14 protein-coding genes are annotated in these 18002 nt (G+C 52.8%); 8 read left to right on the plus strand and 6 right to left on the minus strand.

Going from position 1 to position 18002, the window contains the following annotated elements; genetic code table 11:
- Nucleotides 1–27 precede the first annotated feature (27 nt).
- Nucleotides 28–744 carry an ABC transporter permease gene (locus NB063_RS17160; protein ID WP_250929976.1) on the plus strand — a complete coding sequence of 239 codons (717 nt, stop codon included), beginning with the start codon at nucleotides 28–30 and terminating at the stop codon, nucleotides 742–744.
- Between the two features lie 79 nt (nucleotides 745–823).
- Here NB063_RS17160 and NB063_RS17165 read toward each other — a convergent pair whose 3' ends face one another.
- The gene (locus tag NB063_RS17165) at nucleotides 824–3151 is read right to left on the minus strand and encodes a leucine-rich repeat domain-containing protein (protein ID WP_250929977.1); all 2328 of its coding nucleotides are present in this window, start codon (nucleotides 3149–3151) and stop codon (nucleotides 824–826) included.
- A gap of 395 nt (nucleotides 3152–3546) precedes the next feature.
- Between NB063_RS17165 and NB063_RS17170 the strand changes: the two genes are divergently transcribed.
- From NB063_RS17170 to NB063_RS17185, 4 genes are all read left to right on the plus strand, one after another.
- Nucleotides 3547–4155, plus strand: coding sequence for a hypothetical protein (locus NB063_RS17170; protein ID WP_250929978.1), 609 nt, complete (start codon nucleotides 3547–3549; stop codon nucleotides 4153–4155).
- A 48-nt stretch (nucleotides 4156–4203) separates the two neighbouring features.
- A complete protein-coding gene (locus NB063_RS17175; protein WP_250929979.1) occupies nucleotides 4204–4575 on the plus strand; it encodes a flotillin-like FloA family protein in 372 nt (123 codons plus the stop codon).
- Between the two features lie 416 nt (nucleotides 4576–4991).
- A complete protein-coding gene (locus NB063_RS17180) occupies nucleotides 4992–6206 on the plus strand; it encodes a GNAT family N-acetyltransferase (RefSeq protein WP_250929980.1) in 1215 nt (404 codons plus the stop codon).
- Nucleotides 6190–8538, plus strand: coding sequence for a YncE family protein (locus tag NB063_RS17185; protein ID WP_250929981.1), 2349 nt, complete (start codon nucleotides 6190–6192; stop codon nucleotides 8536–8538). The genes NB063_RS17180 and NB063_RS17185 overlap by 17 nt, the downstream gene beginning before the upstream one ends.
- A gap of 57 nt (nucleotides 8539–8595) precedes the next feature.
- Here NB063_RS17185 and NB063_RS17190 read toward each other — a convergent pair whose 3' ends face one another.
- The 4 genes from NB063_RS17190 to NB063_RS17205 form a co-directional block, all read right to left on the minus strand.
- Entirely contained in the window at nucleotides 8596–10275 is a 1680-nt protein-coding gene (locus tag NB063_RS17190) for a WD40 repeat domain-containing protein (protein WP_250929982.1), read from the minus strand.
- On the minus strand, nucleotides 10272–11387 hold the full coding sequence (locus NB063_RS17195) for a hypothetical protein (protein ID WP_250929983.1): 1116 nt from the start codon (nucleotides 11385–11387) through the stop codon (nucleotides 10272–10274). The genes NB063_RS17190 and NB063_RS17195 overlap by 4 nt, the downstream gene beginning before the upstream one ends.
- A 131-nt stretch (nucleotides 11388–11518) precedes the next feature.
- Complete coding sequence (locus tag NB063_RS17200; protein ID WP_250929984.1) at nucleotides 11519–12577, minus strand: hypothetical protein; 1059 nt, start codon at nucleotides 12575–12577, stop codon at nucleotides 11519–11521.
- 238 nt (nucleotides 12578–12815) lie between these two features.
- Entirely contained in the window at nucleotides 12816–13487 is a 672-nt protein-coding gene (locus NB063_RS17205; RefSeq protein WP_250929985.1) for a hypothetical protein, read from the minus strand.
- Between the two features lie 397 nt (nucleotides 13488–13884).
- Between NB063_RS17205 and NB063_RS17210 the strand changes: the two genes are divergently transcribed.
- The 3 genes from NB063_RS17210 (at nucleotide 13885) to NB063_RS17220 (ending at nucleotide 16833) form a co-directional block, all read left to right on the plus strand.
- The gene (locus NB063_RS17210) at nucleotides 13885–15438 is read left to right on the plus strand and encodes a thioredoxin-like domain-containing protein (RefSeq protein ID WP_250929986.1); all 1554 of its coding nucleotides are present in this window, start codon (nucleotides 13885–13887) and stop codon (nucleotides 15436–15438) included.
- Nucleotides 15439–15472: 34 nt separating this feature from the next.
- Nucleotides 15473–15997, plus strand: a complete 525-nt coding sequence (locus NB063_RS17215; protein ID WP_250929987.1) for a hypothetical protein — start codon at nucleotides 15473–15475, stop codon at nucleotides 15995–15997.
- A 572-nt stretch (nucleotides 15998–16569) separates the two neighbouring features.
- Nucleotides 16570–16833, plus strand: coding sequence for a hypothetical protein (locus NB063_RS17220; protein ID WP_250929988.1), 264 nt, complete (start codon nucleotides 16570–16572; stop codon nucleotides 16831–16833).
- Nucleotides 16834–16912: 79 nt separating this feature from the next.
- Here NB063_RS17220 and NB063_RS17225 read toward each other — a convergent pair whose 3' ends face one another.
- Nucleotides 16913–17188 (minus strand): hypothetical protein, encoded by a 276-nt coding sequence (locus NB063_RS17225; protein WP_250929989.1) that lies wholly within the window; start codon nucleotides 17186–17188, stop codon nucleotides 16913–16915.
- Nucleotides 17189–18002: the final 814 nt, after the last annotated feature.

Genomic DNA, 18002 nt, shown 5'->3' on the forward strand with positions numbered 1-18002 from the left:
TAACGACCGCTAACTGAAAGAGTAGTCATGACTGAATTAAATTTTACGGCCCCGTTCGCTTACATCGCTGTTCTGCTCATTTTGCCGATTTGCTGCGGCTGTCCATCGACTCCTTCGTCGCACGTGGGACAGCGACAGGCAACCCCGTCTCGTTGGCTTCGTATCGAATGCACCGACGCCATAGCCGAGTCTCAAGGCGGCCTAGAATATCGTGATGCCGAAGCGATAAAGGCCACCGTTCCAACGCTCGAAAGGCTCGTTCCTGAACGTCTGGGCTTAGGCACTGCTGTGCATGAAGAGGCAAACGCTCGCGTACTGCTCAGTGGAACCGAGGCCGATTATGTTCAAATACTTGGGGACGTCACCAAGGCGAAGGTGATCAGCGGTCGTTTTCTGACCGAGGCAGATGGAAAGACGGCCGCTGCAGTCGTCGTGATATTCGAGCACTTGGCGGAACAACTTTTCCGCACGGGTTCGCCCGTCGGCCAATCCTTTACGATTGGAAATCTAGACTTTACCGTCGTTGGCGTGCTGAGTTCCGATTGGAGCGTAGTGACTTGCGACGCCATTATCCCCATCCAAGTGTTCGATCCTGACCACTTACAACTGGATGAAACGTCGGGCACCGAGTTGGATCGTATTTGGATCAAAGTCAATTCATTCGATCAAGTACCCACTACGAAAGAGATCATTAGCAATCTCCTTCGACAGCGACACCCAGACATCGGGTTTAAAGTCCAGTAGTTGGGGCGACCGAACAGATGGTATTCCTTTAGTGCCAAGGCGATTCGCCAGTCAATCGCTATGATTGTATCAGCACCCGCTACTTTTTGAATCTTTCAAGCGTTCTCTGGCTGACACCGGATTCTTCCGCGCGAATGTCACGCAAGTTCGGGGCAAAGCGTACGTGCCGTAGCCCTCGCTCGGTGATCGCCGTGTTGCTGATGTCGAGTGAGCTGAGTTCAGTCAACCCGCTCAAATGTGCCATCCCCACGTCCGTGACATGCGTCCCATCAATCTGCAGGGTTTTCAATCGGGTCATCTGGCCCAGATCCTTCAGTCCCTCATCGGTGATCTTCGTGTCCGAAAGACAAACAGCGGTGAGCTTCGGAAACGACTGGAGATGTGCCAGCGATGAGTCAGTGATGGCGGTCTCGTCCAGGCTCAGCCAATTCAATAAAGGGAGCGGTTGCAAAGCCAGCACACCCGCGTCCGTGATCGCGGTCTCGGACAACACAAGGGTGGATAGATTGCTTAATGACTGCAAATTCGGGATGCCTGCGTCGGAAACCTTTGTCCCATTCAGGTCCAGGTGACCGAGGCTTTTAATCAACCCTAAACTCGCAAGACCCTGATCGCCGATCGCCCTGCAGTCTCGCAGATTCAGCTCCCGCAAATTCCCAAGACCGATCAAATTCGCTAAGCCAGCTCCTGTCATCGTCCCGCTTCGGAGATTCAGCGATTCCAGCTTAGAAAAGCCAGCGATCAACTCCAGACTGGCGTCAGAGACTTCACAATTGTCGAGGTGAAGTGCTTTCAAGTTTCGCATGCCCTGCAAATACTGCAATCCTTCGGTCGTGACCGGATAGCTGTAGCTGTATCCGATCGAAAGAAATTCCAATCGCGTCAGTGATGAGAGGTGTTTGAGACCCGCTTCTGTACCACTTCCGGATAATTCGAGCCGTTTGAGACCGGTCAGACTGCTGAGATGCACCTGTCCCGAATTACCGATCTTGGTGCCTGACAGGTCGAGTTCTTCCAGGTTCGTTAGACCCGACAGATGCCGTGCCCCCTCGTCAGTCACGTGACGACAACCTGGTAATCTCAATTCCTTGAGCGACTTCAGGTTTGCGACATGGCGCATCGTCTCGTCGCTCGCAGAATAAAAACCGAGATGAGTGATCTCACCCCGTTTATTCCGTTTCCGCATTTGCAGCGAACCTATCTCTCCCAATGCCTTCCACCAGTCCCCAGCGTTCTTTTTTAAGGCTGGCCCCAGGTCGTCGTTGGGAGGCTTTTGCCAATCAGGCACGTCTTCCTTAAATCGTTCCGGCACCTCGTGTTCATAGCTGTACTGCACCCGAATTAAGCGGGGTTGAATCTCAATTACCTCGCCGAAGCGAATCTGTTCGGCAAGCGTATTCGCATCAACGATTGGCGGAATCTGGTAATCACATATATTCCCGCCTGAGCCCCAACTGGACCTTCGAATTCCGCGTGGCAAGATCGCTTCGATTTGATCTCGCACGTATTCGGCGTCGCCGACGCGATAGGTTCCGATGACTTCGATTTTCAGGGTGTCTCCTTCCTCGGCCGCAGAATCCATCGTCGCGGGCTTTGCGTTCTGCATCGTCGCATTCTGCTGCGGCTTTGGGGGAGAATCGACGAAACAACCACCCGTTGTGGTGAGGATTGCGATGAATGCGATTGCCATGAAGGTAGCAACTGACTTTCGCATCAGTGCACGACTGTCGCCGCTACTTTCGTTGAGCAATCGCCGTATCTCTGCATCCCCCTCATCCATCGTCCCCGAAGGGCCGACATAATCTACAACGGGGACCTCAAGGAAATCTGCAAGCTGTTGACCAATTTGCTTGACCCTATCAGGGTATTTCTGCTCGCTGACGTTGCGTCGCGTTAGAGTCGAATCTCGGAAGACCAGATTGACTTGATATTGCAAAGTGATTTTGTCGCGTCCATCGTCGCTACGAATCACCTCGTTCTTTCCACGGCAATATTGAATGGCAAGTAAATCCACCAAACGATGCTCCCAACCACTGCCAAAACAACCGTCGTATTTTATCTCGCGGCGTCCTCGATCCAATCGAATTGGACGTTTAAAAAGCGTTCCGAAAGCCAGTGCCAGGCTAAAGATTACTCCCAGCGACGCGAGGCCAACCAACAGCCAAGTCTCAACTGTGTAAGGGAGATCGCCGATGAACTGTCGCTGCAAGAACCAATACAGAAAAAGGGAGCTGAGGACACCAATTGTCGCTGCCAACGAGAGAAAACCGATACGGCTCAACCTATTCGTTTTGACGATTAAAACATCGTCCGACCACTGCTCCAGAACCACACCACCTGCGTAGACCGATCGCGGTGGCACGTACATGTGGAGAAGCGGATCAGATTCAGATTCTTCGGAACTCATTGATATCATCGGTTGCTGGTTTAATCTTGATTGTACTAACTCTATTCGTTGAAGCGGGAGACTGAACGCCAGATGACGGTCGCAATCAATGAAACTATCTTTTTTGCCGAAACAGTGATTGAAAACGCACTCAAACACTGAAGGCAAGTAGTTTCGTCATCAGTCTGGTCAGAATTGCCCTACCGCAAAACGAAGTCAGCCGACATTTGACTTGATCCGTGGCAGTTCACCCTCTTACGATATGTGGTGCAAAAAGCGCGTCATGGTGTCGTCGGAAGCACGCTTATAGTGCTGGGGACATTGCGGCTACTCACACGGATTTCGTGACGGCGTGATGCCGCACGAAAACCAAATCCTCGGAAACACTTTGAGTCAACGAGCCGTTGGACCATTCCATGCGTAAGCACTTAAAATCAGTACTTTTTACGACGACTGTATTCGTGGTGGTCGCGATCGGCGTCGGATTGCTCTATCCATGGATTCAGGCTCACCGTTGGGAACGGCAGATTACCAGTTCGGAATCCTTCGACGATGTGCATCAATTGCTTTCCAAGCTGGTCACGTCGGATAACGTTGCGGCCAAGAAGGTGCTGGAGCGGCTTTCGCGAGAGAACGACCGAAGTGCTTATGATCGACCACACAATGTTTTGTGCTGTATCGATGCTGAAGTCGGGACCACGCATTTGTTTACGTCCAGCTACTCGACACATCGTTGCGATCCGCTGACCCGCTATAGAGACGTGCACATCGTCGAAAGCATTTGCGAAGCGGTCACATTTGCAATGTCTGACGAGGATACTGGTAAGGTCTCACTGCTGGTGGTCGCTTACAAGCATTCTGGCGACATATGCTCATTGTCGGACGAAGAATTTGCAGCTTGGCAGAAAGAAGGGTTCTGGAACACGTACATCCAGCGGCATGGTGATCCTGTGGATGATCAAAGGAAGAACAAAACGTGGACGCCCCAGGACGAGAAAGCCTACGCCCAGTGGCGAGAGAACTGATAGTCGTCATCCATACCGCTAGGTCATTCACTTTTGCAAGGATCGATCATGAACGAATTGCTGTTGCCGCTGATGTTCATCGTTATTGGCTTGGTTTTTCTGTCTGCAGTCGTGGCATTCGTCACGCAGCTCTTCCGACCGTGGCTTCAATGCTTTTTGGGCAATGCACCAGTGTCGCTCCCGGAAATCCTAGCGATGCGGCTACGCGGCTCACCGGTTCGACAAATTTGTGAACAGCGGATCAAAGCTAGCTTCGTTGGAGTCGATTTGTCTGCGCGGCAGCTTGAGGAAGTGTATTTGAAGGGTGCCGACGTTGAAAAACTGGTCGATGCGTTGTGCCAGGCTCATAGAACCAACCAAGACATCGGATGGGATGATCTGCTCCAAACAGATTTGAATCGATCACCGGGGCCGACATGAGCAATTATGAAGGCAATCCATATCGCACCTTTGGGTATCGGACGGAACCAAAGCGACGAGTCTCGGAGAAGACTTGAGCTGCTCCAACGCGTCGTTGAACCGTGTCTCACCAAGCCACTGACAGGACGTGTTCGCTTTTTCAGAATACGACAATAACATGCGTCATGTGGCTTCGGCTACACCGCGTGAATAGATAGTAATACTGACTATTGCTACGAGGAAGACCGAAATGAACCGATCGCTTACTGCATGATTGAAAACCGTGAAGGTGCTAAACCAGCCGAGGCAGTTCGGTTACGCTGAACTGTTGGCTGAATTCAAAAACGACGAACCGAATAACGACGCTGTGATTACAAGCCTGCAATCGTTGGCGGATATTTTTCTTTACTTCGCACACTTCGGAAGCGGTACCCGTCATGCCTCATAAGAATCAAGACTCCGTCACGAGGAAAGCCTCTGGCTTTCAATTCGCCGTCGCTGGCAGGATCGAGTTCCTGAATGCGGATCACTGGGACAAAGTGACGGCAGGGACATCTGTGTTCTTAAGTCGCCGGTACTTGAGCTCCGCTCAGGATGAGTTCTCAGGGGAGATTGTTCGCGACTTCGCCATCATCTACGACAGGGTAGAGCCTGTGGCCGCAGTCGCGACACAAACATTCAATGTCGTCGGAAATCAACTCGTTTGTGACAATTCAGCGGTAGTGCAGAATTTGCCCGAGCAATGGAAACGGAAGTCACTGTCACTTTTGAAACGCCGGATTATGATGTGCGGCAATGTTCATACATGGGGGCCTCATGGCGTTGCAATCGCAGCGGGCCAGGATCATCAGCGGGTTTGGCAGGGCATCGCCGATTGTCTGTATCGAATCCGGCGCGCCAATCGACTCCATGGACAGGTCGACTATGTGATCGTGAAAGACCTACTCGAATCTGACCCTTTGGATGCGTCGGCATTGGAACCGTTTCGCTATCGATCGATGGAAACCGAGCCGAATATGGTGCTTTCGCTCAATCCGAAGTGGCAGTCGACGGACGATTATCTGGGTAGTTTGACAAAGCGTTACCGGGCTGCAGCGAGGAAAGTCAAAAAGCCGTTCGATGGCGACACTCTTTCAGTGTCGCCGATTCAAAACCTGCGGAACGAATCAGAACGAATCTTGGAATTGTACAAGGCCGTCGCAGCGAAGGCGGATGTCTGTCTGTTTGAGTTGAGCGTCACGACGCTCCCGCGAATCGCCGAATCGCTTGACGATGATTTCGCGACGATTGGGATCCGTGAGAATGGTTTGCTTATTGGATTCGTGACTGTCATTCGTGACGGTGAAACAGCCATTGGTTTCTACTTGGGCATGGACTACGAAGCAAACGCACGCTTGCCTGTCTATCACGCTTTGCTCTTGGCCGTGATCGAGCAAGGAATTCGTTGGCGATGCAAACGTATTTCGTTTGGACGAACAGCGTTGGAAGCCAAGAGTCGTTTGGGTTGCAAACCCGAGGCTGTTCACGTTTGGGTCAGGCATCGTGTTCCTCTCCTTAACTTTGTCGTTCACCAAATACTGAAGAACGTCAATCACGACGAACCGCCAGAGCGAAATGCTTTTAAGGATGCCAACAATGAAACGCTACTTTGAATTCTTCGTGGCTGCGATCGCTTTGGCGATTGTTGCGGTCGCAATAGTCGCTGTGTTTCGGTTGGCTGACAAATCGCGGATTCAGCAAGCGAATCTCGAAAGTGAATTTGAGGAGGCGGATGCAGCCACGGTCGCCGACGTTCAGCAGCGACTGGAAGCTCACCTGTCAGCGTTGCCTGTCGATGATCCGATCGTTGGTCGCTTCGGACCCTTCGTGGCCATCGAAGGAACGGGGTATTCTCGGTCGGGTGATCCGCTGGAAAACAGACCGATCACATTGAATCGACAGATTGAATTCCAAAAAGCTACCGTTCCTTGCCTCATCAAGGTTTCAGCACGGGGGACTCTGAAGTTTGATGTTGAGTTGCTGCCACGAAAATCGGGCGACTCGCGCAAGGAAGACCAATCTGGTCAGCCACGGCTTGTCGTCTCGGTGACACACCCTCGCTACAGCATCAACACTTCCGTCTTTCAGGATACGGTTGAAACCAACGACAGTCTTGTCGACATTTTTGAAACCTTCGTTCAAGGTGTAGATGCGAACGACCAGCAGCAACTGACCACGGTTCGACAGTGGTACGATTCGCAGCGGGAAGGCGAGTTGACGGAAGCATTCTTGCGTCTTGCGATCGCCCATCCTAACAAGGCGGTGCGACTCAAGGCGGTGGAATTCATTTCAACTCCAAGCAGGGGCGGGCGCGTTCATTTCTCCGATTCCATGATGAAGGAACTGCTGATCGCAGTGGCGGACGAAAGTCAGCCCGTTGCCGTACGTCAGCAACTCGTTTTCACATTGCTAAAGGAATCCGAACCCTACCGGGCAGATCTCTATCAATTGTTGCGTGACCTGGGCGACAAAGCATCCTTCGCCGTCAAGCCGATTTCGGAATTCATCGTCGATCGGTCTCAGCGTCACTGGGCTCGAGGTGGAGGTTTTGATGCGCCCATTGGGGCTGTCGAGTTGCTGCAGGCATGGGGTAGCGATGCGAAGGAAGCGGCGCCAGCACTGCTCGTTGTGATGCGTGAACATCCAAACCATGGAGCCTTCGCATTAGCCGCCGCTCGGGCACTTGGGACCAGCGGTGTTGAGTCACCGGAACTGATTGCAGAATTGCAACTCGCAACCACCGCGGGGAGCGTGAGTTTACAAGAAGCCGCCACCGAAGCATTGAAGCGAATGTCCTTAGCCACGCCATCGATCGTCGGAGAACCACTCCGCTTTGCTAAACCAGAAACGCGAGAAGCTTTCTATCCGTTGGATCAAAACAAAACCTATAGCTGGCTCTCCGAAGACAGCGAAAGCGTTATGTTCGCAAAAGTCGACTACAACACCGTAACGCTTTACCAAGCCGATCTGCACTCGGCGTCGTGTGAGCAGGTGCTTCGGTGGGAGGGCGAAAACATTTGCTCGGTGGCCGGTCAAGGAAACGAATTTGTAGTCTTGAGAGTACATGATGCTGGTGAAACCCAAACGCTGTTCGCCGATACGTGGTCGACCTCGCCATTGAAACGAACGAAGATCACGACGGTCTGTCTACTTCGACCCGATAAGCCTGGACAGAAAATGACGATCGGTGATGTTCATTGGAGCGAAGATCGCAATTGGGTTTCATTCGTGGCGATGATCTTCCTGTCACGTGATCGTACGCGTTCAAGTGAGCCGGCAACATGGCGGCGGACGTCAGCCAAACAAGGGTTGCAAATCAAATCCATTGACCAGCCGAATCCGTTTCCAGACAAACGACTGAGCGAATACTTGATGATGCCGGTGGGATTTTCGACTTCGGGAAAAGAAGTGTACTCGTACGGTTGGTGCTTCGAGAAGAAAACGCACTTGCTCGGAGTGCTGGACTTGGAGACTCGAGAAATCGTGAAGGTTTTTCCCGATAAGAAAAATCGAACGGGTTTGCAAGCGAACCGCGGCGACCACGATTGGATTGTCACTGATCACCAATCCAGCCGAAGCGGGGCGTCGATCGAACTCTTTGATCCGCACGCCAATTTGAATCGAACGTTTACTCTGAGCGACGCCCCCGCCTTCTACCAGAACCCGTTTGAGATCGCCGTGGCCTTTGCGAACGGTGGTCAGCGAGTGGCGGTTGTAACCCAATCAAGCGTCGATGTCTTCGACGCCGAAACAGCAACCCTGGTCAGTCGAAGACCTCTGCTATGGCCGAAAAGTCTTTACAAGGTGCATCCAATTTTTCTCGCAGCGGATGACGATGGGTTGGTGCTTGCCATGACCCGAGGGTCTGGACCGCAGCGAAACAACCCTTCATCAAAAAACGAATTGCGTCTCGTTCGCATCGGTATTGACCAAGAGAATGATTAGAGAGTCCCTGTGCGATGCCATTTGTGACTGCGATCGGAGGAGAATCGTTTGAACTCTTCATTCGGATTCCATATCGAGTCGTTTCGTCCAAACGATGTTGTAGCGTGTCGTTCCCTGTTCATCGACGAACCACTGACGCCAAATTTCTCTATAGGCATGTCGTTGAATCCCGAGAACGCGGTTGTCACTGCTACGCAGTTGACCTCTGCGATTGCGGAATTTTGGCAAACGAGGAGACTCTTCGGTCGTGTTGTGTCGGGCGAAAAACGTCAGATTCTCAGGTAAGTCAATGAACTGGCCGCGAAACTGGCTTTCTCCACCTTCATTTCTGCCGACAACAGTGAGTGGGTACTTTCCGTCAGCCACCTGTCTCTTGAATTCCGCGTCGTAGTTGCTGCTTGACCTCCATGGGGTCCATTCAGCCTGACTCCGAACCGTGGCGTCCGGCACTTCGACAACCGTTGCTGGCGCATTCTTCTCGCTCGTTCCATGCTCCTTGAACGTCGTCCGATGCATCCAAAGCGAAGGGAAATACGACGATTCGACGCTATCCAACGATGTTCCGACGACCACAATCTGCCCATTGTCTCGGCCAAGAAAGATTGGCTGGATCGACTCTTGGTCATCGGGTGGTACATCAGGAAAACGACTCACTCGAGCTCCCATCTCGGTTGCGTAAACGCTTAGCGTTCTTTCGTCGGCCACCGCAACAAGATCACGACCTGCAAAGAACTCGACCTTCAGGACCCGCCAAGGCGATCCGCCATCGGTGCGAGTAGGAAGTGTCGCGGTTTTCTCGCCGGTCCGCGTGTTCCAAATTTCGACTCTTGAAGGGAACGCGAATGCCACCCTTTCTGCATCGTCGCTGATGGCTAAGGGAAGTATCCGTGGAAGTGCAGGAATTGCGATTGATTGAATTTCACTGGACAGCGTATCGAGGACGACAATGGACCGTTCCTTTTTCTCCGCCTCCGGCGATGCGGCACGACTGTTTCGAATCAGAAACAACCGACTTCCGTCGTGGTTGAAAGCCAAAGCCCTGTGATCGACAAGAAACGGTTCCGAGTCGGGCATCTCGATTGGCAAACCGGTTTGCAAGTCAATGACATAGGTGCGAAACGACAGCACGTTATCTCGACTGGATTGAGCGACCGTGAACGCCAGAGACGATCCGTTTGGGTGCCAAACTGCCTTGGTCGGTCGCGATCCGAAATGAAGCGGCAGATTAAGCAGGGGTCGGGTTGCCACCATCCGATTCTCTGAAATCGAATAGATGTCGGCAATCATTTGGTATCGCCCACGGGTATCCGTCCGCAACAGGTAGATTCGATCTTCGGTTCCAAACGCGTCGTCATACCAGCGCTGTTTCATCTCAGCGACTCGGGTGCCTTCACCAGTCAGCACCGATACGCGATCAACGGCAACTTCATCTCCCCGCAGATTCAGCAAATAGAGAAATTCACTCCCGGTCGGCCACCACCAACGCAATTTGCTGTCACCGGGCATCATCGTGGCATTGACAATGTTCTGACTGCCATGGCCGGGAAACTGAAGCGCAAGCTTGCCGGTCGACTGAATATCGGAATCATCGATACTCGGTGTTTGCGTTTCCTGCGAATGGTTTTCGCGCACTCGACCTGCGTTCCAGACGAGCCCGCCCAGCGCCACTGCGATTAAGCATAGTGTTGCAATCAGAAACACAAAAACATCACGCGAGCCTTTGTTAGTTCGACTCATGGCGATCCTCCGTTTGCTCTCTGGTTTCGCATGCTGGTCAACTGTCTGGCTAGATACGGTGCTCGCCAGAACAATACCAGTGTCGCGGCGAACTGCATCCAAAACAGTGGCCAGACACCCGCTGGTACGCGAATGAAGGGTGCAAACACGTTGCCGCCACGTGGCCAATCAGGCAGGACGTAGATCAACACGACGACCAAAAGCTGGCTCAGCCCGAAAACCTGAAAACGACGCGGCAAAAAGGGAATCAAGACAAATTGAATCCAATACGCCATCACGACTGAATCAGGCTCCAGCCGGTAGGGTCCAAAGACATCACGCCCCACAGGCCACGGTTGGCTTGCCACCAATCCCCATACGAAAAACTGAAATACCAGGTAGGCAGGAACTCTCCACCACCAATTCAAGCTTCGCATTGACGACAACGTAGATGTCTTGGAGGACTCCTTGGGATCCGCGACGGCGGCAGAGTCTGCCGATGTCGATTCGGTCGCGGGAGTCAATTTCGGTGGCGATGGTTCACATTCACCTACTCGCAGAACGACCCCACCAAAGATGAGCCCCAAAGTCATCGCGACGATAAGAACGCCGATGACAACAGGACTAATGAGCGCGAATCCCATCGAGGCCGCGCCGATCCCTGCCAACACAATATTCGCCGTTAGGATGGCGACCGCGATCGCGCCGGCGATCAACAGGACTCGATCCGGTTCCCGGACACACTTCGTCCAGCGCAGGACCAGGACGACGAACCCTGCAAAGAACAATCCGCTGGTAAATCGCCAAAGCGTCGCGGCGAATTGAATTTCAATGCTGTGCTTAGCTTCGATCGGCGCGAGTGGCCAGCGAACGACCGTGGGAAGACCTCCGGACGAACGAGGCGGATTCCAGATCGGGGCGACGCTTGTGAATGGGTTTCCGGATCCCGTAATGCCGAAGGCTCCTCCGTCTCGCCACTGTTCTTTTCCCTCGTCGTAGTGGTAGATATTGCCGGTCCAAATCGGAAACAGCAAGCACACCAATAGCCAAAGCCAAACGGCAATTAGATAAGCTCGTCGCACCAGCGGTACGCTAAGCGGTCCTTTCGTCTCGGTTCGAGAAACAGCGGTCATGAACTTTCAGCCTTCACGAATCGACGAAAACAGTTTAGTTCTTGTGCAGAGCCCCAAAGCAGCCGTACGCAGCGCTCCCGCATGACATTTTCCTAGATCGCCGAGCGGACAAAGCCAGATAGTGTTAATCCTTACTGTGAAGCGACGATGACACCCCAGAGGAATAGACAAGTCAAGAATGAGTACGCCGCGTTTCGCCATGCTTGGCGATTGTTGAGCCAGCTCCATGGCCCGGTCCTTGCATGGGAAATCGCTGCCAGTGTCCCGAAGATGGGGATTCCCCAAAATCCGATGACGATTGGCATAAAGACTCCCCAATTGTCGGTGTTTCGATTTCCTATCACGGCAAAGAGAGTGAATAGGCACACAACGGCGTAAAAGCTGAACCCGCCGAAAAGGAACACAGCAAAACCGTTTGTTCCACCCGTTCGGATCTCTTCTGCTTGGGGCGACTCGCTCGCGGGCGGCGATGGCGTCTTGACGTTTACGTCTGACCGTCGTGTGCCGGTTGCCATGGCGTAGGCAAGCAACAGTACCGCGGCTAGGAGCAATCCCGGAAGCGGCAACATGAAATAGGCGTGCATCAGCGACAGAATCACACCGATGCAAATGACTCCCGTGGAAATCTCCCAACGTCGAAACCTTAGGTAGGCGGCGACGGCACTCGTTCCCCAAATTGCAGCATTCAAAAGTTGAATCAGCCACAGAATCGATCCAGCCAAGGCTCCCGGGCCAAAGCCGAGGGTCAGGGCTAAAACGAGCATCATCGCTGTGTAGGCAGCCGCGGAGTAAACAAGAATGGTGCGGATGACAGAAATGCTTGCAGTCGATGATTGCGGAACGCCGAATTTGTCATCAAGCAAACGGAGGCATGAGGAGACAGAAAGAATGAATCCCGCAATCGCTCCTAAGATAGATAATGCGATTGGAATTAGCCCCAGCGAAAACACGTAAAGTGCCAAGAGCTGATTCGTACTCTGCCGGCCGCCTACCAAACCATACTCAAGGTCGTGCCTAGCTGATTCGGAAAACATCTCACCGGGATCTCCGCCTGATCCCCAAATGGCACCCTTGATCCAAGCACAGATGAAAAGGACCACATGAATGGACACCGCCCCGATGAGCGTTGCCCAAATGATTCGAGACCAAATCGAAACGCGTGATTTGGACTGAGAGCTTTCTGGTTCCATGTTTGATCTTTCAAGAAGGTTGCGGGAGACAGTTGGTTCGCAACTCTCACCCAATTTTCGGCGTGTCCGTAGGACTCCGTTGTCACAGATGAGGGATAACGACTGCCAACAGGATTACGGTTGCAAATCCGAGCACGCCACCAACAAGCACTGCATGCGACGGTGGGAAGGCGCGCTGGTCGCTGCGCTTTGCAAGATCCGCCAATTCGTGCTTTTCTAACTTCATGGATTATTGGGTTTACTGATAGAGTTGCAGGAAGAGCAGAATCAAAACGGCGAAGACGCAGACAATGGTTGTCAGGGTGCCGATGCGGATGCGATTTGGATAGGAAGCAAGCAGGTGCAGTCCACTCAACATGCCAACGATGCCGGCACCTGCCGTGATGCCGGCAAGAAACCCCGCTATTTTGCCTGCCGCGATGAAGGTGGTCACCATGCCGGCAACGATGCAAACCGTGAGAAACATTTGGAAACCTGCGGCAGCCAACCCCGGCGACGCATTGCTATCAGCTTGCAACAATTCAACAACCTTACGGCGGTTTCGCAAAATCCAACCGATAAGCCAGTGACAGAGAAGTGTGCTACCGATCGCGCTCAACAAAACTGTGAAAGCGATGAAGATGGTCCCCTTCACATTGGTACTGAACAAGGCTCCATAGATGAGCCAAATTACAGGCGTTATCGATGCAACTGCGAGAGACAACAAGCGACGTTGTCCTCTCGTCGCTCCACAAATCAAGCCACTTAAAGTTCCTCCTGACAACGTGCAGACGGGAAGAAAGACCAGTCCGAGCTCTATGCTCCCGCCTTCGATGCCGAGCCAAGCGAAAAGGCCTGACTTGATTGCAATGGCGATCAGCATAAACGCAATAAATGGAACCAGGCAGCTGCCATAGATCGATCCGACCAACGCCCCGAGTCCACGATGAAGCACCGCGGGACCTTCGGTCGGGTCGGCTCTGCGGTTTTCGCCCGCAACTCGTCCTGATTCGTAAGGATTTAGCTTTTTTGTCATGTTATGATCGGGCGAGAGGTCTAGCTCAGTAAGAAGAATCGTGGCGGAAAAGAAAGGCTTCCGAACTCGCTCATATGTATCTAGCGGGCAGTTACCATCCTGATGACGAACATTCCCACGGAATATCGATTATCGGCAAGATGTTCGCTAGGAACCCATTTTGCGACCGCGGTCTCGGGCCTCCAACCCGTTGGGATGCTATGCCAAAATATGCCAAGTATGCGCGTCATGATGCGACCGCGGCACCGCTCAGTAGATAGTACTAACGACCACCACCACGAGGACCACCAAAATGAAGCGATTACTTGCTGCGGGATTAGTTGTTGTTCTGTCGATACTCTCGGCGACTGCCGCCGATTCGCTGTACGGGACAATCGACGGTTGGGGGCAAATGGTGGATCCAGACGGAGATTGCCGTTTTGAGATTGGTGACGACTCTGTCACAGTGACATTCGGCCCAGGGGCTCACGGGCTGGATGCTGAAGGAAACCGCATGAATGCCCCACGTGTGCTGCGTTCAGTCAGCGGTGACTTTTCGGCTTCAACGGTCGTCCACGGAAATCTTCCGCTGCCGGAACTGCCCTACGCCTATGTCAGCGGCGGGTTGGTGCTGATGCAGGACCCGAAAAACTACATTCGCTTGGAACGTGCCAGCTTTATTCGCCGAGGTAAGAAATCCTACTACACCAACTTTGAGCAGCGAATCGACGCCAAGCGAACGCGGATGGGCAAGTTTGTTGATTTCCCGCTGGATGCCGAGCGTGATGTCGAATTACGTTTGGAAGTGGTCGGCGAAACCGTGCGAGCACTTGTCCGCCACGTCGGCGAGGGCTGGCACGAATTGGGCACGGCGAAGATTACGGCCGGGCAGACGTTGCAAACAGGAGTCTCAGGGGTCAAAACGACCCCCGATGAAGTCAAAGTCACTTTCTCGCAATTCCGGCTCGATCGAGATGACAGAGTAGAGGCAGAGGAGAGCTCTAAAATCGACCTGTCGCAACCCGCGAAAACCGTTGCACTACCGAGGATACCGAACTCGGCATTGATGAAGCTGCTGCCGAAGCTGAATGCATTGCAGACTCGGTCCAACAATGCGGATGAAATGTCTGACGAAGAAGTGGATCAACTGATCATGGATGCCAAAGAGCTTGCCAGCGAAAAGGTCGACGGTCTTCCTGCACCCTTGGGAGTTGCAATAGCCAAGGGCTTGGCCGGCAGTCTGCAGCAGGCATCGAAGCCAAAAGCAGCGGTTCGGGTCTACCGAGAATTCGCCGAACTTTTGGTCGAACTTGATGGCGAGGAGGGAGACAATAAAGCGTCGATTGCTAGCTTGCGATCACTCGCCGATAAAATGGAGACACAGATCGAGCTGATCGGTAAGCCAATCGTCGTCAATGGAAAATTGTTTAGCGGTGAATCGGTTGTCTGGACGGACTATGTAGGAAAGGTGGTACTCGTCGACTTTTGGGCGTCGTGGTGTGGGCCATGTCGACGGGAGATTCCCAACATCAAGGCGCAATACGAGGCTTATCACGATCAAGGTTTTGAAGTGCTCGGCATTTGTTTGGACCGCGACCGTGAGAAGGCGGAAGAGTACATCGAGTCAGCGGAGATTCCTTGGTCATCGATCTATGATCAAGACGCGGACGGCGAATCGATGGCCAAGCGATACGAGATCACGGCGATTCCAACCGCAATTTTGGTGGATCAAGAAGGGACGATCATTTCGTTCGACGCCCGTGGTGAGACGCTGCCGAAGCTTCTTACGAAACTGTTTCCTGCGACTGATCGGCCAGAAAGCGATCGGCAACCGCCTGCGTTAAGGACAGAGCATTCATCGAAGTAGTAAGTGAATCACCCACAACCAAACATGAAATTCCATGATCGAAGATGTGTTGTTACTGGCACTACGGTTAACATTCCTACTCGCGGTGTTTGGAGTCGCGGCTGTCTTTCACCGCTGCCATCGATTCGTTTTGAAACAGTCCAAATTGCATCTCCTGCCAAGGATACAAAGGTATTCTTGGGCGCTGCCTCCGATCGAGCCTTCCACCGCAAACCGATTCGGCTTGACGAAGACGCGACTGAAATGGGTGGCCGGTTGGTATCTTTCTGGATTGGTCATTGGTGTCGTCGTCGGTCTGCTGCTCAGCTTTGCGGGAGTGTTCCTGCTGTTCTGGGGCTTCGACACGATTGATTCGCTAATATCAGGGCGACGTGCAACGGGGAAGCATTCGGGCGCGAGCTACGATCCGGTCGGAAACGCTGCCCATGGCATCACCATGATGCTGATTACCCTCATAGTAGCCTCCCCATTCTTGATCTCGTCTGTAACGATTAGCGTATCCATCGCACATGCGATTGTGTCAAGTCCGGCGCGACTGAACGACGCAGGTCGTGAATGATGCGCCGAAAAGAGCAGCTCGCCGAGTTTAGAGCGGATGCGATAGTTGCAATCCCCGATTTGGTCGACATACTGCGTAGCAGGCCGATGACGCAACTGTCGCTAACGGCACTTCGATCCGGGCCAGGACGAGACCGTTTCAATTCTGACCAGCAAGCTATGCGGCAAGAACGAAGGCATTCAATTACATACCATTTCGGTACTCGGTTTGTTTCAAAGCGAAAGGCAAACAGCGATCGAAGCACTCGAAGCGATGCCTGATCGGCTAACCCGAAAATCTCATCGTGGGACGCGTACGCCCTTAGGATGATTGCTCCAACAACGCACTCGCTTGTGCCGGCTATTCCGGTACTTGCCGAAACGCTTGGAGATCCGAAGACGAGGCATCGCCAATAAGCTGAACGTCCTAAGCGATCTCGCATCCATCGGGCCAGAAGTAAAGACAGCAGTGACCGCAATCGTGACGGCGATTAGACGAGGAGAGTTGAGGAAGAACGGTGAGACCGCATACTTGAACGAGATCAGTCCCGATGCATCCGTGGAAACCGAAAACTGACGATGAGGACTCACACAATGACAATCAGTGATGGGGAAACCCGTGCTGGCTGTGCAGCAACAATCGCCTGGTCGTTGCTTTGTGGTTTCGCCTTGGCGGCTTTGTTCGCTGCCGGAATATTTGGGATTGCCTACCTGTTTCCGAATACAGAACTTTTAGTAACCCCAACCGCACATGGTGCCTACGGTGTGCCACCTGGTTCGTACGTGTTGCTGTTTGGAACTCCGATACTGTTTCTGGTTGGAATTCTCATCGGTGCCGCGATCGCCTCAAGTCGATGAACTAGGAATAGGTTTCATTCAAAAAACTGCGCAAGCCGTTCTTCGTAAAATCGACAATGTGCCTTGCAATACGCGGTTGTCAAGCTACTGACTTTCGCAAATGCGCGGGCCGACACGCCACGCGTTCAAACGAGTGACCGCCTGTTGGCAATTGTGATCTTTCAAGAGAATCTGTGTGATAAAACATCCAGACCACGATCATGAGATTGTAGATTCGATCGCGATAACCATGACCGATCGAAACGCAAATGGCGAGAACTTCGGTTTTGGGCAGCAGCAGATCAAGGCAGAGTGATTTGGTCGATCGCAGTTTGCTTTGAACATCTGCTGGCAAATCGGTAAACTGATTCTTCACGGTGAAGCCTCCTGGGAGTAGTGATGTAGACAACCACCATTTCAAAGAAACTTCGCCGTGATTTCAAATCCAGATCGGCACTCAAGATGCTGAACGCTGTCGCATCATATTTGCTAGCACTAGGGGTTGAGGGATTCACCCGCCGCATCAACAACTTGTTGATCCGATAGGCTTACGCCCATGCCATTCGTGTCCGACACCTTTTTGCCCACGTGGGGCGGTGTTTGACCACGACATACACGCAAGTGGTGTGAGAACCTTACTATTAGGCAATCACTCAGAAAACGCGGCGTCGAATCTGTGGTGGCATCGCGGGCAAATTCGCGTCCCTTTCGACGAAACGCGTCCGCACTTTGGGCAATCTTTGAGTTTGACAGGTTCTTGCCGATCAGGGTTTACGTGAGCCCCGCCAAGCAGGGCCAAAACAGGTACGGTCGCGATCAGCAACAAGACCGACAGACATACCCAGGCCGTGTCAAAAACGGTGAAGGCGATAGTGGCCACCACAACTGCTCCAGTGATTAGTCCTGCAGGAGTTGCGATCACGATCAAGGCGATTCCTAGGCAACCACCTGGCGGCCCAACGCCGTAATTATGGCTCATCCGACTGACGGGTGCGCGAGGCTGAGTGCGATCGAAAGTTCGGCATATGGAGGTAAAAGCGTGGACATGCCATCTTTCAAGGAGATTTCTCACGTCTTCTTTGAAAAACGCACATGTCCACCACCTTGTTGTATCAGTCCTTTGGCATCCGTGGCTACCGGCAGACCCGGATCGAGTGCACCGGAGGTGTTACGCGATTTCATGTCCAGCC

Origin of the sequence: Aporhodopirellula aestuarii (genome assembly GCF_023701485.1) — a bacterium.
GTDB classification, from domain to species: Bacteria; Planctomycetota; Planctomycetia; order Pirellulales; family Pirellulaceae; genus Rhodopirellula; species Rhodopirellula aestuarii.

Bases quoted from the DNA above. Each gene is read 5' to 3' on its own strand.
- NB063_RS17200 (WP_250929984.1), bottom strand. From the start codon at position 12,577: ATGGAACCAGAAAGCTCTCAGTCCAAATCACGCGTTTCGATTTGGTCT.
- NB063_RS17175 (WP_250929979.1), top strand. From the start codon at position 4,204: ATGAACGAATTGCTGTTGCCGCTGATGTTCATCGTTATTGGCTTGGTT.
- NB063_RS17195 (WP_250929983.1), bottom strand. From the start codon at position 11,387: ATGACCGCTGTTTCTCGAACCGAGACGAAAGGACCGCTTAGCGTACCG.
- NB063_RS17210 (WP_250929986.1), top strand. From the start codon at position 13,885: ATGAAGCGATTACTTGCTGCGGGATTAGTTGTTGTTCTGTCGATACTC.
- NB063_RS17180 (WP_250929980.1), top strand. From the start codon at position 4,992: ATGCCTCATAAGAATCAAGACTCCGTCACGAGGAAAGCCTCTGGCTTT.
- NB063_RS17220 (WP_250929988.1), top strand. From the start codon at position 16,570: ATGACAATCAGTGATGGGGAAACCCGTGCTGGCTGTGCAGCAACAATC.
- NB063_RS17170 (WP_250929978.1), top strand. From the start codon at position 3,547: ATGCGTAAGCACTTAAAATCAGTACTTTTTACGACGACTGTATTCGTG.
- NB063_RS17165 (WP_250929977.1), bottom strand. From the start codon at position 3,151: ATGAGTTCCGAAGAATCTGAATCTGATCCGCTTCTCCACATGTACGTG.
- NB063_RS17190 (WP_250929982.1), bottom strand. From the start codon at position 10,275: ATGAGTCGAACTAACAAAGGCTCGCGTGATGTTTTTGTGTTTCTGATT.
- NB063_RS17185 (WP_250929981.1), top strand. From the start codon at position 6,190: ATGAAACGCTACTTTGAATTCTTCGTGGCTGCGATCGCTTTGGCGATT.
- NB063_RS17160 (WP_250929976.1), top strand. From the start codon at position 28: ATGACTGAATTAAATTTTACGGCCCCGTTCGCTTACATCGCTGTTCTG.
- NB063_RS17215 (WP_250929987.1), top strand. From the start codon at position 15,473: ATGATCGAAGATGTGTTGTTACTGGCACTACGGTTAACATTCCTACTC.